Source organism: Paenibacillus sp. EB106-06-01-XG199, from assembly GCF_058791575.1.
The window spans coordinates 1,050,793-1,065,614 of the sequence record NZ_JBYTDQ010000001.1 but is presented as its reverse complement, the minus strand read 5'-3'; the positions used below and the strand labels follow the sequence as shown (position 1 = coordinate 1,065,614).

12 protein-coding genes are annotated in these 14,822 nt (G+C 46.6%); 10 read left to right on the top strand and 2 right to left on the bottom strand.

The annotated features are described in order from the left end of the window. Positions 1–154: 154 nt before the first annotated feature. The 4 genes from AC3WT9_RS05185 to AC3WT9_RS05170 all read left to right on the top strand — a co-directional run bounded on the left by AC3WT9_RS05185 (position 155) and on the right by AC3WT9_RS05170 (position 6,329). Complete coding sequence (locus AC3WT9_RS05185; protein WP_341093267.1) at positions 155–1,084, top strand: ABC transporter permease; 930 nt, start codon at positions 155–157, stop codon at positions 1,082–1,084. A 27-nt stretch (positions 1,085–1,111) separates the two neighbouring features. After that, positions 1,112–2,062 (top strand): carbohydrate ABC transporter permease, encoded by a 951-nt coding sequence (locus AC3WT9_RS05180; RefSeq protein WP_341378664.1) that lies wholly within the window; start codon positions 1,112–1,114, stop codon positions 2,060–2,062. A gap of 70 nt (positions 2,063–2,132) precedes the next feature. Continuing rightward, positions 2,133–3,665 carry an ABC transporter substrate-binding protein gene (locus tag AC3WT9_RS05175; RefSeq protein ID WP_341093270.1) on the top strand — a complete coding sequence of 511 codons (1,533 nt, stop codon included), beginning with the start codon at positions 2,133–2,135 and terminating at the stop codon, positions 3,663–3,665. A 12-nt stretch (positions 3,666–3,677) separates the two neighbouring features. Continuing rightward, positions 3,678–6,329, top strand: a complete 2,652-nt coding sequence (locus tag AC3WT9_RS05170; RefSeq protein ID WP_341378666.1) for an endo-beta-N-acetylglucosaminidase — start codon at positions 3,678–3,680, stop codon at positions 6,327–6,329. Between the two features lie 82 nt (positions 6,330–6,411). Here the strand turns inward: AC3WT9_RS05170 and AC3WT9_RS05165 are convergent, their stop codons facing one another. Beyond that, entirely contained in the window at positions 6,412–6,570 is a 159-nt protein-coding gene (locus AC3WT9_RS05165; protein WP_341378667.1) for a hypothetical protein, read from the bottom strand. 184 nt (positions 6,571–6,754) lie between these two features. Between AC3WT9_RS05165 and AC3WT9_RS05160 the strand changes: the two genes are divergently transcribed. The 4 genes from AC3WT9_RS05160 to AC3WT9_RS05145 all read left to right on the top strand — a co-directional run bounded on the left by AC3WT9_RS05160 (position 6,755) and on the right by AC3WT9_RS05145 (position 11,258). Further along, positions 6,755–7,801, top strand: a complete 1,047-nt coding sequence (locus AC3WT9_RS05160) for a hypothetical protein (protein ID WP_341378668.1) — start codon at positions 6,755–6,757, stop codon at positions 7,799–7,801. A 135-nt stretch (positions 7,802–7,936) separates the two neighbouring features. Then, positions 7,937–8,479 carry a GNAT family N-acetyltransferase gene (locus tag AC3WT9_RS05155; protein WP_341093274.1) on the top strand — a complete coding sequence of 181 codons (543 nt, stop codon included), beginning with the start codon at positions 7,937–7,939 and terminating at the stop codon, positions 8,477–8,479. A gap of 575 nt (positions 8,480–9,054) precedes the next feature. Next, on the top strand, positions 9,055–9,477 hold the full coding sequence (locus AC3WT9_RS05150; protein WP_076112872.1) for a chemotaxis protein CheW: 423 nt from the start codon (positions 9,055–9,057) through the stop codon (positions 9,475–9,477). Positions 9,478–9,602: 125 nt separating this feature from the next. After that, a complete protein-coding gene (locus AC3WT9_RS05145) occupies positions 9,603–11,258 on the top strand; it encodes a DUF6138 family protein (protein ID WP_341378670.1) in 1,656 nt (551 codons plus the stop codon). Between the two features lie 9 nt (positions 11,259–11,267). Here the strand turns inward: AC3WT9_RS05145 and AC3WT9_RS05140 are convergent, their stop codons facing one another. Continuing rightward, positions 11,268–11,540, bottom strand: coding sequence for a hypothetical protein (locus tag AC3WT9_RS05140; protein ID WP_341093276.1), 273 nt, complete (start codon positions 11,538–11,540; stop codon positions 11,268–11,270). A 405-nt stretch (positions 11,541–11,945) separates the two neighbouring features. Here AC3WT9_RS05140 and AC3WT9_RS05135 point away from each other — a divergent pair, with 405 nt between their 5' ends. Then, on the top strand, positions 11,946–13,337 hold the full coding sequence (locus AC3WT9_RS05135; RefSeq protein ID WP_492407461.1) for a DHA2 family efflux MFS transporter permease subunit: 1,392 nt from the start codon (positions 11,946–11,948) through the stop codon (positions 13,335–13,337). A 207-nt stretch (positions 13,338–13,544) separates the two neighbouring features. Further along, a complete protein-coding gene (locus AC3WT9_RS05130) occupies positions 13,545–14,795 on the top strand; it encodes an MFS transporter (protein ID WP_341093277.1) in 1,251 nt (416 codons plus the stop codon). Positions 14,796–14,822: the final 27 nt, after the last annotated feature.

Below are 14,822 nucleotides of genomic sequence, written 5' to 3'. Positions count from 1 at the left end.
TTCAACTATCTCGGCGGCTGCCCGGCTTTCATAATAAAGACAGGGGTGAACGGGAAGATCCAAAACACCAAATGAGCTGAAGTTAACCATTGTTGATTATAGGGGATAAACAGTGGATGAACTCAGCTACAAGTGAAACAAAGGAGGGACAGCCGTGCTAGGCATCTTGAAGAAACTGATGAAGAATAGGGCGTTTCTTCTGCTGGTATTGCCGGGAGCAGCGTGGTTTATTATTTTTGCATATTTGCCGATGTTTGGGACGATTATTGCCTTTAAGGATTTCCGGATTCATCCGGGGGGGTTTCTTGAAAGCGTTTTTAAAAGCGAGTGGGTCGGTTTCAAAAACTTCGAGTTTCTGTTCTCGACCGACGATGCTTATATCATAACGCGCAATACGATTCTTTATAACGTCGGTTTGATCATGCTTGGACTGGTTCTCGCGGTTACGCTTGCCATCATTATGAATGAGCTGTTAAATAAACGGCTGGCGAAATTATACCAAACCGCGATGTTTATGCCGTATTTCCTCTCATGGGTTATTATTAGCTATTTTGTATTCTCTTTCCTGAATGTAGAAAAGGGCGTGTTCAATCAGCTCCTTGTCTTCTTTGGCGAAGACCCGGTCAGTTGGTACAGCGAGACGAAATTTTGGCCGTATTTTCTTATCTTTCTGGGTCTCTGGAAAAATGCCGGATACGGGAGTGTCGTCTATCTTGCAGCAATCGCCGGGATCGACCGCTCTTATTATGAGGCAGCTATGATCGACGGTGCTACCAAATGGAATCAGATCAAGTTTATTACACTGCCGATGTTGAGGCCGCTTATGATCATTTTGACAGTTCTGGCACTGGGCGGCATCTTCCGCTCGGATTTCGGCCTATTCTACCAGGTTCCGCGGGATTCCGGCGCACTTTATCCGGTCACCAACGTTATCGACACATTCGTGTATCGGGGACTGACGATCATGGGCGATACAGGTATGAGTACAGCTACGGGCCTTTATCAATCCGTTGTCGGTTTGATTCTCGTTCTGCTCGCGAATTACGCTGTACGCAAAATTGAAAAAGATTATGCCGTATTCTAAAAAAAATCGGCAAGGGGGGTGCCTGCAATGAATGACTTAAGCGAATCTATGGAGAGATCGTTGCTCTATGCTCCCAGGAAGAAGACCAGGGACATTAATGCGATTAGTCCATTATGGAATTTTATATTTAATGTAGGGGTGTGCTTATTCGCCCTATCCTGTATCTTCCCGTTTATATTTATCATTATCATTTCCTTTACGGACGAGAAGACGTTGGCCATCAACGGCTTCAGCATCCTGCCTGAGGTGCTCAGTCTGGACGCCTACCGGTTTCTAATGCGGTCCGGTGAACAAATGGTCCAATCCTTGGGCGTGACCCTGGCCGTAACGGTCATTGGAACTGTTCTGACGCTGTATCTCGTTTCTACATATGCGTACGCAATTTCACGCAAGAACTTTGACCAGCGCCGGTTCTTCAGCTTTCTTGCTTTCTTCACCATGTTGTTCTCAGGGGGACTGGTCCCGGGATATATCGTCGTTACGCAAGTACTTCACTTGCGGGATTCCATCTGGGCGCTGATATTCCCATCCATTCTGAACGCATTCTATATTATCGTTATGCGCACCTTCTTTACGACAACTGTACCGGATGCGATCATCGAATCGGCCAAGATTGACGGAGCAACCGAATTTGGCATCTACACACGTATTGTGCTGCCAATCTCACTGCCGGGTATTGCGACTATCGGGCTGTTCAGTACACTTGGCTTCTGGAATGACTGGTTCAATGCGCTTCTGTATATTGATAATCCAAATTTAATTCCACTGCAAACACTTTTAATCCGGATTCAGAACAATATGGACTTCATCGTACAGAACAGCAGCCAGGTAGTATCTTACGACATTGCTGCGACCTTGCCGACAGAAACGGTCCGTATGGCGATGGTTGTGCTGGCTACGCTGCCAATCGCGCTGGCGTATCCGTTTTTCCAGAAGTATTTTATCCAAGGACTTACGATTGGTTCGGTTAAAGAATAAGTTGGATAAGTTGAATCTGTCCGATCCAGGGCAGTGACAATAGATATTTATATTGATTAGGGGGAGACATATGAAGTCCAAGAAAATGGTATTGCTGATGGTTGTGTTTCTGTTTGCACTTGCTTCCACGTTGGCTGGCTGTGGCAGCAACAACACGAAGGAAAATAGTAATGGGAATACGCCGTCAGAGACCCAATCGGCTAGTCCAACGGAATCCGGCGACCAGACCGGGGATAAGCTGGACCCGGTGAAGCTCAAGGTATACCTGATCGGTGGTCCACAGCGTGACCTGCCAACGGTTCAAGAGGAAATGAATAAATATTTGACAGACAAAATCAACGCAACCGTTGACATCACAATGATTGACTGGGGCGACTACTCGAAACGTTTACCAGTTATCACTGCTTCCGGGGAGAATTACGATATCGCGTTTACCTCATCCTGGGCTTTTGACTACCTGCCGAACGCGACTCGGGGTGCATTTTTGCCAATCAATGATTTACTGGAAAAATACGGTCAGGATATTATAAAAGAACTCGACCCGCGTTTCCTGACCGGATCGCAGGTGAATGGCAAAAATTATGCCGTGCCGGTGAACAAGGAATTGGCTTCACAATGGGTATGGCGTTTCAACAAACAGTATGTCGACAAGTATAAGATGGATATTACAAAAATCCGCACCCTAGAGGATCTCGAACCTTATTTGAAACAAATCAAGGAAGGCGAGCCGGCTGACATTACACCACTTGCCGTACCGAAAGGCTTCAAGCCATATATGCCGTTCGACTTCCTCCTGGGCGATGAATTCCCGGTTGGTATGAATATGAATTCAACGGATGGTAAATACGTCAATATCCTTGAATCCGGTGAACTGAAAAGCTCGCTCAAAACCATTCGCAAATACTATCAAGCCGGATATCTGCGCAAAGATGTTGCAACTCTGGAAGGCATTGATAACATCAAGACAGGCAAATGGTTTGCTGACCGCGAGCAAACGCAGCCTTATGCAGAATTGGGCTGGTCGAGAAGTGCGGGTTATGACATCGTGACCTCTCCGATGCAGGATCCGGTAATCTTTACAGGCTCCGCTACCGGCTCTATGCACGCAATCTCGGCGAATTCCAAAAATCCGGAACGTGCGATGATGTTCTTGAACCTGCTCAATACGGACAAATATTTGCGCAATCTGATCAACTACGGTATCGAAGGTACGCATTACAAGAAGATCTCTGAAGACGTCATTGAAGATCTGCCGGCTATGAAAGACGGATACCAGATGCCGGGATTCGCATTAGGCAATCTTTTCCTGACCTATAGCCACAAGGAAGACCCTGCGGATAAATGGGAAGCGTTCAAAGAATTCAACAATTCCGCCAAGGTTGCTCCAAGCTTCGGCTTCAATTTTAACCCTGATCCAGTGAAGACCGAAGTGGCGTCTATCTCGGCGATCGTAAAAGAATTCTACCCACCTATCATGACAGGTGCAGTCGACCCGGATGAACATCTGCCGAAGGCAATCTCCAAGATGAAGGCTGCCGGTCTGGATAAAGTTATAGCAGAAGCACAGAAGCAATACGACGAGTGGAAAGCAGCCAATAAATAAGAGGAGGATGGCATGAAAAAGATAAGTGCAGGTTTTATCTTCTTAGTTGTGATGTGCGCTGCATTATCCACTTCTGCGTTTGCAAAACAGCCTTATTCATCCTATTGGTTTCCAGAGCAATTGCTTCAGTGGAGTCCGGTATCCGACCCGGATGCAGCATTCAACCGCAGTACAGTCCCGCTGCAGGACCGTTTTGTGGGAGCAGGGGTCAACCCGCATGCGACTAAAGCGCCTAAGGTCATGGCTTTATCGGCACTCAATTCGGGAACAAGCGGAGTACCCTCACAGGGCTCGGACAAATTCGGGGCGAACACGTTTAGCTATTGGCAATATGTTGACAAACTGGTCTATTGGGCGGGCTCGGCCGGCGAAGGGATCATCGTGCCTCCAAGCGCCGATACGATCGACGCAGCTCATAAGAATGGCGTGCCGATCCTCGGAACGGTATTTTTCCCGCCAACGGTGTATGGCGGGAAATATGAATGGGTGAAGCAGATGCTTCAGCAGAACAGCGACGGCTCCTTTCCTGCCGCTGACAAGCTGATCCAGGTGGCGAAGCATTACGGATTTGACGGCTGGTTCATTAACCAGGAGACTGAGGGTGGAACGCCGGCTGACGCACAGCAAATGAAAGCTTTCCTGAGTTATCTTGAATCGCACAAGTCTGCATCTATGCACATCGTATGGTACGATTCTATGACTAAAGAAGGCAGTATCAGTTGGCAGAATGCATTAAATGACAAAAATGCGATGTTCCTGCAGGACAATGGGAAGCAAATAACAGACAGCATGTTCCTGAACTTCTGGTGGAAGGATCTAAAAAGCTCGGCGGAGAAGTCCAAAAGCCTGGGCAGAAGTCCGTTTGACCTATATGCAGGCATTGATGTTGAAGCCAAGGGTTACGATACGAAGGTGAACTGGAATCTGCTGTTCCCGGAAGGAGAGCCTGCAGTTACTTCACTGGGGATTTACCGCCCGGACTGGGCTTTTAACAGCGCTGAGAGTATGGAGGATTTCTTCATCCGCGAGAACAAATTCTGGGTGGGTCCAAACGGAAATCCGGGCAATACTGTGAGCAGCCAAGCCTGGAAAGGAATCGCGAACGATGTGATCGAAGCATCCCCGGTAAACGAGCTGCCCTTCATCACCAGCTTCAACACTGGAAGCGGCCAGAAATATTATGTTCGAGGGAAGCAGGTGCGGGATAAGGGATGGAACAACCGGAGCCTGCAGGATGTCCTGCCGACATGGCGCTGGATCGCAGACAGCAAAGGAACACCGCTTACACCGGTGCTCGATTGGTCTGATGCATATTACGGCGGCAGCTCGCTGAAGGTATCAGGTGTGCTGAGCCATGACAATGCGACACATCTGAAGCTCTACAAGACTGATTTGAAGGTTGAAGCAAGTACGAAGCTGTCGGTTACGTACAAAACGCAAAGCAAGCCGAGCCTGAAGGTTGGCCTTGCTTTCGCAGACCATCCCGGCCAATTTGTCTTCCTTAACCTGAAGGATAAGACATCGCCAGGCTGGATTACAGAAACATTAAATTTGACCCCTTATAAAGGGAAACGGATCGTGGCGTTGTCACTGTATTTTGACACCAAGGATACGATAAGTGATTATGCCATACAAATTGGCCAGCTCTCCATCCAAAATGCCAACGAACCGATTCAACCGCTCACGGCTGTTCGCGAGCTTAAAGCCACTCAATCCGATTTCCGCAATGGGATGTATGGAGATGCCAGATTGCAGTGGAAACCGCTTAACCAGCAGGTGAAGCAGTACGAAATCTATCGTGTACTGCCGGATGGCAATGAGGTGCTAATGGGTGCAACGCCAAATCATGTGTTTTACGTCCCTGAGATGAGAAGAATTGACAAGGAAGCGGTCACGGTATTGAAGGTGGTTGCGGTCAATGGAAGATACGAGCAAGGTCAGGCCTCCAGCGTGCAGATCAGCTGGCCGGCTTATCCGAAGCCGGCTGCGGAATTCAAGGCCGATCGGACACTGGTGGCTCCAGGGGAGACGGTAAACTTCACCGACCTGTCGACCGAAGTGACAGAAGGCTGGTCATGGACCTTCGAAAGCGGAAGCCCGGCTGTCAGCACCTCGAAGAACCCAGTGGTAACGTTCAATCAGGAAGGCGTGTATAGCGTGACGCTGACTGCCACCAACAGCTCGGGTCAAGACACAATGACGAAAAAGGCGCTTATCACCGTAAGCAAGGAAGCCGGTGCGGTGAAGAATCTGGCACTTGGCAAAACTGCAACGGCCGATCATACCTGCGGGGAAAAGGAAGGAGCGCCTAATGCCGTAGACGGTAAAGTGGCGGACAACAGCAAATGGTGCGCACTTGGCAATCTGCCTCACTGGCTTCAAGTCGATCTGGGCGCCGAGCATCAAATCAGTACCTTTGTCATCAAGCATGCTCAGAGCGGAGGAGAGTGGTCCGGGTTTAATACCAGCGATTACACCATTCAGGTGAGCAGTGATGGTACGAACTGGGCAGATGCCGTCAAGGTCCATGGAAACACGGCAGCCGAGACGACTGACGCGATTGCGCTAGTTAAAGCCCGCTATGTAAAATTAATCATTACTAAGCCCTCACAAGGTGCCGATACAGCCGCGCGAATCTATGAGTTTGAGGTAAAGGGACTGTAATATAACACTTAAAATATCATCCTTATAATGAAGCAAATAAACCGCACGCCCTTCAATAAGGCGTACGGTTTATTTGCATTGTCTATTGATTCACTTCATGCCAAAGAGAAGCGGCGTCAAAAAGCAGCGGTGATTTTTGATTAACATCTTGCTGATTGGGATTCGCACCTAATTTTTGCAAGAGTGAAGCGATCTTCGGATTGTTTTCGCCAATAGCATAATGAAGCGGGGTTCTTCCCATCAGTATTGCATGACCAAATCGATGTATTATTGCCAGACGCTTGAGCTTCCTCTGATTTTATATATCGTGAATTGAAGGCCCTACCCACACCGCTGCATGTAACAGTAGAGGAAAATAATCCCTTTTGTCGAATGTATGTATGATGAGAGAGCTTGAATTATTTTCTGGGGAGGAGTGGACAGACATGATTAAACGTAAGAGGATTGTTCTTATTGTGGCCGTATTGACATCCATAATGCTAACCGGGGCAACTAGAATCGCTCCAAATCTTGAACAAGCACCCGAATTAAATATCAGAGTCCAAAAAATCGATTACCCTAAACCCTTGGAACCGTTGACAATCTTTTGGGCAAAAGATAATGAGGGGCTGTATAAGACGATTTTCGGTCCGGACAAGACGAAGACCACTATGGTCATGACCGGTATTTACAGCAATATCTTGTATGAAGATTACGAGACATTATATTTTCTGAAGCATGGGGTTAACCAGACAAGCGATATCTACAAGCTAGAAGTGTCCTCCAAAAGATTGACGCGCCTGACCAGCTTAGGGGGAATCGATCAATTTTTCCTCAAGAACAAGAGCATCTATTATATCACCAATAGCATGACTATCGAATCTGGCGTGTACCGGATGGCGCTGGATGGAAAGTCGAAGATTAGAGTTAGTTCAACCCTATTGGATGCGCAGGATAAAAGGTATCGGTATTACATTGGCTCAGGAATACAAACTGATGGGTTGGACGTCTATTTTCCGCTTATGCGACAGCCCTTGCCGTCCACTGGCGAGAAGTATATCGTGCAGAAAGACGATGAAATCGAATTTAACTGGAAAACCCCGAAGAACAATGAGGAGCAACTCTCTACTTATTTTTTCTATATGACAGATTACATGGGTGATGCAGATTCCGATTCGTTCGTTTTTGTAGAGCATGATGAGGAGGCAGACACGATTTACCTTCATCTGTTTAAAAAAGGTAATGAAATTGTTCGTAAAATAATCGGTTGGGAACTTGAGCCTTTGGACATCTTGCACGGATGGGCGTATTTCACCGCAAAGGCTGAAAACATGGAAGCGGGAGGGACTTTCGCCATTCGGCTGGACGGTTCAGGACTGCGTCAGGTCGGTAACAATGAATTTTTACTATCCGACTACTTAGGTAGCATTAAGCGGAATCTTGTGTTCCAGAACCGTAACGACGGCACATTTACGATTATGAAGGAATTATGATTTCATTAGAAGTCGCCATATTGGCGGCTTTTTTTGTAGTAACGATATAAGCCGAAAGTGGCAAAATGCTAATATCCCAACCTTTCTTCCTGTGATATGATTATTTAATATATTTGTTAGTAGGGGATGGTGCAAATGTTAGATCAGCGAGTATACGTCCGGTTCCCGGAGGAAGCGGATGCCGAACAATTGACAGCAATGTTCAAGCGCAATCGGGAGTTTTTTGAGAAGTTTTCCCCAACCAACCCCGATGAGTTCTATACGGAGGAGCAGCAGCTCCAAATGATTAAGAAGAGTAAGGCCGATAGAGCAGAGGACCGGAAATATGACTTCATAGTATGCCACATGGCGGACGACCGGATTATTGGTAACATAGGGCTGTCCTTTGTTGTGCGGGGTCCGCTTCAGTGCTCCATGATCGGATACTGCCTGGACCAGGATTATAACGGCAAGGGCTATATGACGGAGGCTGTGAAGCAGGTGGTGCGCTATGCCTTCGAGGAGCTGAAGTTTCACCGGATCACAGGGGAGGCCTCTCCCCGGAATCCCGGATCCATGAGCGTGCTTGAGAATGCCGGCTTCCACAAAGAAGGTATCGCTCAAAGCAACGTAAAGATCAATGGGGTCTGGGAGGATCATCAGGTTCTGGCCATTATCAATCCCTCCGAGCGCATCTAGATATGGGGCCAATGGATGATCCATGTATGGAAAACATTCAACGCGGTGCTGAATAATATTACATATTGAAAATTACGTGGGTTCTAGCAGCGAGAAAAATCTTTAGGGAGGACATCTTTGTGACTTACTTTATATTGTCTATCATCTCTGCTCTCATTTGTTGGCCTGTGCACTATTCCTTGGTTAAAAGATACGGGACCTCTAGTTGGGTTCGTTTAATTCGCAAGGCACCGAAGGAGGCGTCCAAGCGTAAAAGGTTTATTGCAGAGGTTACCATCGTAAATATTATAGCTTTCGCAGGCATCATATTTTTAGGTTTATCCCTTGTAAGCTTTTGGGAAGCTCTCAAGACTATAGGCCCCTAACTTGAACAATTATATAATCGACCTTGATTGGCTCTGTGCCTATCGAGGTTTTTTTCAACAATCCATTATAAAATAAAAAAATTATCGTATCATATCTTCGTCACTTCCTTCCGAAAGTAAATAGAAAGACCTTATCAAAGTGTGATAAATTTGTTTGACTATAATAAACAACAAAGAGCTTATTTGACATCAGAAGGGGCTGGCTAATTTATGGACCAAATCATTGTATTCAAACTCGGAAATGAAGACTTTGGACTCGATATCAATACTATCGGGGAAATCCAAGATTCTAAAAAATCCACACCGCTTCTATTCGCCGAACCTTGGCACGAAGGGTTTGCAACTATTTACGGAGAACTCTACACAGTCATTAACCTGAGAATAAAACTGAATATTTCTCGTCAGGAACGCCGTGAACAAGACAAGTTCATCATCTTGCATACACATAAATTAGCTTTTGTTGTTGATTCTGTTGAAGACATTGCCTCCGCTGCTGATTCTGTCGTTCATGAACCTCCTGATAATCCCAATAAGCAAGTGATCGAGTGCAGGTATGAATCCAAGAATCGTATGATTTCTGTCTTGAATGTCCAAGCACTTATTGATTCAACACTTCTTAAGGCAAGTGAGTAACGATATCCATACAATTTTCTGGAACCCGCCATATAACTGGGTCCCGCGCCTAATTGTTCTGCCTTGGAGGACAGGCTATGATAGAAAGTAACTCATAACAGCACTATAAGGAGCACTTTATGGATATGGATCACACTTTAGAAACAATTCTGGACGAAATGAAACAGGAGATTGACAAATGGATAGCCTATATTAGCAATAAGGACGCAGAAAAAATCGTGAAACGTACCAAGCTGCAGGTGGGAATTCACGATCATGCTCTGCTCGAATATGCCAAGGGCAGGGTTGACGTGACGGATGATGAGCTCAATTTCACTTTACCTGGAGGTAAGGCCATCCCTGGCGAGTTGCTGAGCGAGGAAGAAGTGCGAGAGCAGATTGTCCCTGAGCTTGCTTCTTATATGCAGCATAAATTGAATGCGCTGCCTTCGGCGCTAATTGATTATCAATTTACTTTTGACGGCAAGTTTCGAACGCGGGAGGGCAGAGTCAACGTTCGTATTCTCGAATACGTCGACGAGACGAAGAAACAACAATTGCTGGAACAAATCTCCACCTATATTTCGGATAAGCTCGAAGCCGGAAAATATCCGACTAAACCCTTAGAGACATTCTTCCTCACCAGGCACCTGTTGGACGAGGGGCTGTTCCCTGACACAGATCCCGGTGTAATCATTTCTATTTTCGAGAACATTCAACATGTGAATAAAGGGAACAAGCATCTTGCCGAGCATCGCAATAATGTTACCGGGGCTTTGAGGAATTGGGTAGAGAAGCATTGGTTACCCTGTTATTTCGATAATATAGGGACACAGTGGCAGAAAGAATATAAGAAAAGAAGCGATGCCCGGCTGGAAAATACGGAGAAAGGTCCGATTGAACTGGCTCTCTATGCTGCAATCCTGATTCTTAAATACGAACCTTCCTATAGTAGAAGTGTGGGGCTGGACATTTTGAATTGCGCTATCGAATTGGGAAGCTCCCAAGCAAAACGTCTGACAAAGGAAGGCAGTGGAACGTTCTCCAAGGAGGACGTCAGCTTTCGCGATGAACTGGCGGAATGCACAGCCAACGACGTGTTTGCCGAGGTGACCATAGCCATTAAGCAAGAAACGGAGGAGAGCTACGCGCGGGCACTCCGGTTTCTGACTCACTTACTAAGCCTGGGCTTCCCGAAAAGCTATCAAATCAAGCTGAAATCAAGCGTCAAGCAATGGCTGCCGATGAAAGGATTGGCCAAGTCGAGCACGCACCGCTTCTTTGCTAACGCTATGGAATATCCAAATTTGCACCCCTTACTGGAGGAGTACGCCCGGGTGGCGATGGAAACATTCGAATGGTATACGGATACGGAAGGCGAAAAAAATTGTATGCCGGGCAGTTATGCGGTCTTCGGCCTTGGACTCACAGATAGGATTTATTTTCCATTAGTAGAACAATACATGGGGATGGTTGACGAAGAACACCAGTCCGTTCAGAATCACTTCACAGTCGCGTTGGCCGAACGGCAGGGCATTCACTTGGAGACAATTCCTACGCTAGTGAAATGCATGCTGCATAGCACGGATTCGATGAAGCTGAAGATCCAAACCGATATGGAAGCTGAGGCTCATCTCCGGCTGCTGCTTGATCAAGTACGCGGTCTTCAGAACTATGAGGTGGAGCATATCGTTTATTTGATCTGGGGCGGAACGGACAAACTGAAGAAGATAGCCGCCAAAGCCGAAGGGGATCGGGAAAAGTGGCTTTCCGAGCTGGCGCAAGCCACCCGCCATGGTTAGCCCTGGGGCTTATTGGGATGGCAAAAGTTTAATTGGGGGAGCGTCCTCTTCCTTATAATTCGGAATGAGTTGGACGAGACCTTTGTCTTCGTCAACAACCGGAACTTCAATCAGATTCCGATCTGAAATTGGAAGTTGAGAATCAGAAATTAATTCCGAGCTAACGTTGTCTATCATTGGTGATTCTACATATTGTTCATTGAGCGTATCCGACTTTCCAAAGACGAAGACAGTAGTAAATAGTAGGGCACTCAAACTTATATATTTGATACGTAATTTCATTATTCTTACCTCCATAGACGATTAAATTGAAGATTTAACTATATTCTACATTAAAGTGGGGGAGGATCGTAGCAATATCATGGAGATCGAGTCCTCTCGACCGCATCATTTACAATCAAAGATCCGTTAACTGCTCTTGAAGCAGTTAACGGATCTTTTTATTTTATAAGTGCAAGCACAGGAATAAGTGAAAATCAGATTGACAAAATAATCAATCAGATATATTGTAGATATTCGAAGTCTATTATTTATCTTGATTATAGATATATTGTATCTATAATGTAGTTTATTAATCTTGAAAGGATGATTCATAACTCATTCAATCGAAAGGGATAACTGTATCCATACACGCCTTGCAGCAGCTCGCTGCATCCGAATAGTACTTCTGAAAGCGGTGAAGATAGCTTGACTAATAAACCCAGCATTATTGTTGCCTCCCTGGTGGTTGCCAATTTTTTAGCCCAATTGATGCAAACGATGTTAAACACGGCGTTGCCGCGTGTCATGCAGGATCTTGCAATTCATGAGAATCAAGCACAGTGGCTGATTACAGTGTATTACCTGATGATAGGTATAACTGTTCCAGTTGCCGGATTTTTGATCGGAAAGTTTACCACGAGGGCCTTGTTCATGGCTTCTGTCGGAGCGTTCACAGCAGGAACACTGATTGCCGGGATCGCCTGGGGTTTCCCGCTAGTCCTGACGGGGCGTTTGGTTCAAGGCATCGGTGCGGGTCTGCTGTTTCCGCTGTTTCAGACGACAATACTAAGAGTCTTTCCGAAGGAGAAAATCGGTGCAGCGATGGGAGTAGTCGGTTTGGTCTTGGGGCTGGCTCCGGCGCTTGGGCCCACTCTGTCTGGGTTCGTGGTTCAGAACCATTCATGGAGACTGTTGTTTTACGCTGTGGCGCCGCTTGCAGCCGCCAATTTATTCTTAGCGCATTTCACGCTGCGGAATGAAGGAGAGACTCATCAGACTAAGCTCGACACCAGGTCCATTATCTATTCTTCACTCGGATTCGCCGGTATTTTGTATGGATTTAGCATTGTCGGGGAAGAAAAGGGAAATCCCGCTGTCGCTGGGGTCATCCTTCTGGCTGGATTCCTGATCGTGGCGGTGTTTATTAAAAGACAGCTCAAGCTCACGGCACCTTTGCTTGATTTCAAGCTGTTTCGGCACCGATCCTTTACCCGATCTTCCATTGTGGGGGTGATCTTGTTTGCGGTGATGGTGGGGGTTGAACTCCTTCTTCCTCTGTATGCACAGACGATAAGAGGCTTAACACCTCGGGAGTCCGGGCTTATGCTGTTGCCGGGTGCATTGCTGATTGGTGTCTCCGGTCTGATCTCAGGCAGACTATATGACCGGTTTGGGGTTAGCCGCGTAACTCAGGGAGGATTTATGCTCATTCTGATCATGGCATTAGCTCTTGCCCTCACGTTATCAATAGAGACGTCCTTTATTCTACTGGTTATAATGTATGCCCTGCTTATGTTTGGAGTAGGGACAGTGATGGCTCCAATTACGGCCTATGCCATGGCAAGTATCCCAAACACCATGGTTGCTCATGCTTCTCCAATGACGATCACGCTACGCTCGCTCAGCAGTTCAATAGGAGGTGCCTTACTTGTAACGATAATGACTTCAACTGCGAGCGCCAGTTCCTTATCCTTTCCGCTGGATATGCTCCAAGGCATCCACATTGCATTCTGGACATTGACGGCTTTTGCCGGATTAGGATTATACTTGTCATTTCATCTGCAAGAAGCGAGAAGGCTCAAACCTGCTAATATTTGATTTCTTAAATCAATCCTGCATTACCTGGCAGAATCCTCTGCCGGGTTTTTTGATAATTCCAGATTGAACGTCTCGTGGATATGCATTCTGAAATTTCAGACTTTAGAAGGATGTGCACGATGATGAGGTCAGTATAATTAGGAATTGAAAGGAGAGTCATTCGATTCATTAAGAAAAGTATTTTAGACAAATTGGGGGTTGAAAAGATTGAATAGGCATGAAAATAGCTCCAATGCACCAAGTCTGTTTCGCAATCGGTTCCTGCAGACGATTTTATTATCAAGTGTGCTCCTGCAGATCGGCATCTGGGTACGTAATTTCGCTATTCTCCTATACGTTGCGGATAGAACAAACAATGATCCCTATGCCATTTCGCTAATCAGCGTAGCTGAATTCGCGCCTATTTTTGTTTTTTCTTTCATCGGTGGCACATTTGCCGACCGCTGGAGGCCGAAGCGAACGATGATCTGGTGCGATCTACTATCCGCGGTGTCGGTATTCGTAGTACTTCTAACTATCCATTACGGTTCCTGGCATTCCGTTTACCTTGTCGCCTTCATCTCAGCTATTCTTTCGCAGTTCTCGCAGCCTTCAAGTATGCGATTGTTTAAGTATCATGTGCGGGAAGAACAGCTGCAGCAAGGGATGGCTTTATTCCAATCGCTGATGGCTATCTTCATGGTGCTTGGTCCTATGCTTGGCACCTTCGTTTACAGCAAGTTTGGCCTTGAAACTTCGATCGCTGTAATGGGCGTGGTATTTCTGCTTTCTGCACTCGTCCTTATCCGGCTGCCTGAGGATAATATGGAACCTCAGACAGCTGCTGTAAAAGGGCAGTTCCGTAAAGATTTTATTGAAGGCTTCCGTTATGTCTGGCAAAGCCAAGTGCTGCGTATGCTTGGACTTGCGTTTATTCTCGCGGGACTCGCTGTTGGCATAGCCCAAGCGCTCAACCTGTTTATTGTAACGGAGCGGCTAGGCAAAAGTGAGGAGTTCCTGCAATATCTGCTGATGGTGAATGGTGCAGCCATGCTGATCGGGGGCGGGATCGTAGCCGTATTCGCGAAGCGGGTTCCACCGCAGCTACTTCTTGCGATAGGGATGCTGGCAGGCGCGGTCTGTACGGTCATTGTCGGGTATTCGACGAGCGTTCCGGTTACGCTGACTGTTCAATTTCTCAATGGGCTTGTTTTCCCTTGCATTCATATTGGGATTAGCACAATGATTCTGAAATGGTCACATGCTTCCATTGTCGGCCGGGTGAATGGGGTTCTGAATCCGATGTTCGTTGGGATGATGGTCGTTTCCATGTCTTTCGCTGGTGTGTTAAAAGATGCCTTCTCGCTGGGTACGATCTATAGCGGAGCAGGATTATTATTTCTTCTTGGCGCACTGGTCATGTTGCCGATCATGAACCAAAAAGCACCAGATCACGCACATATGACACAAGAGACATAATATCGAGATCTCTATAAGGTTTAAATG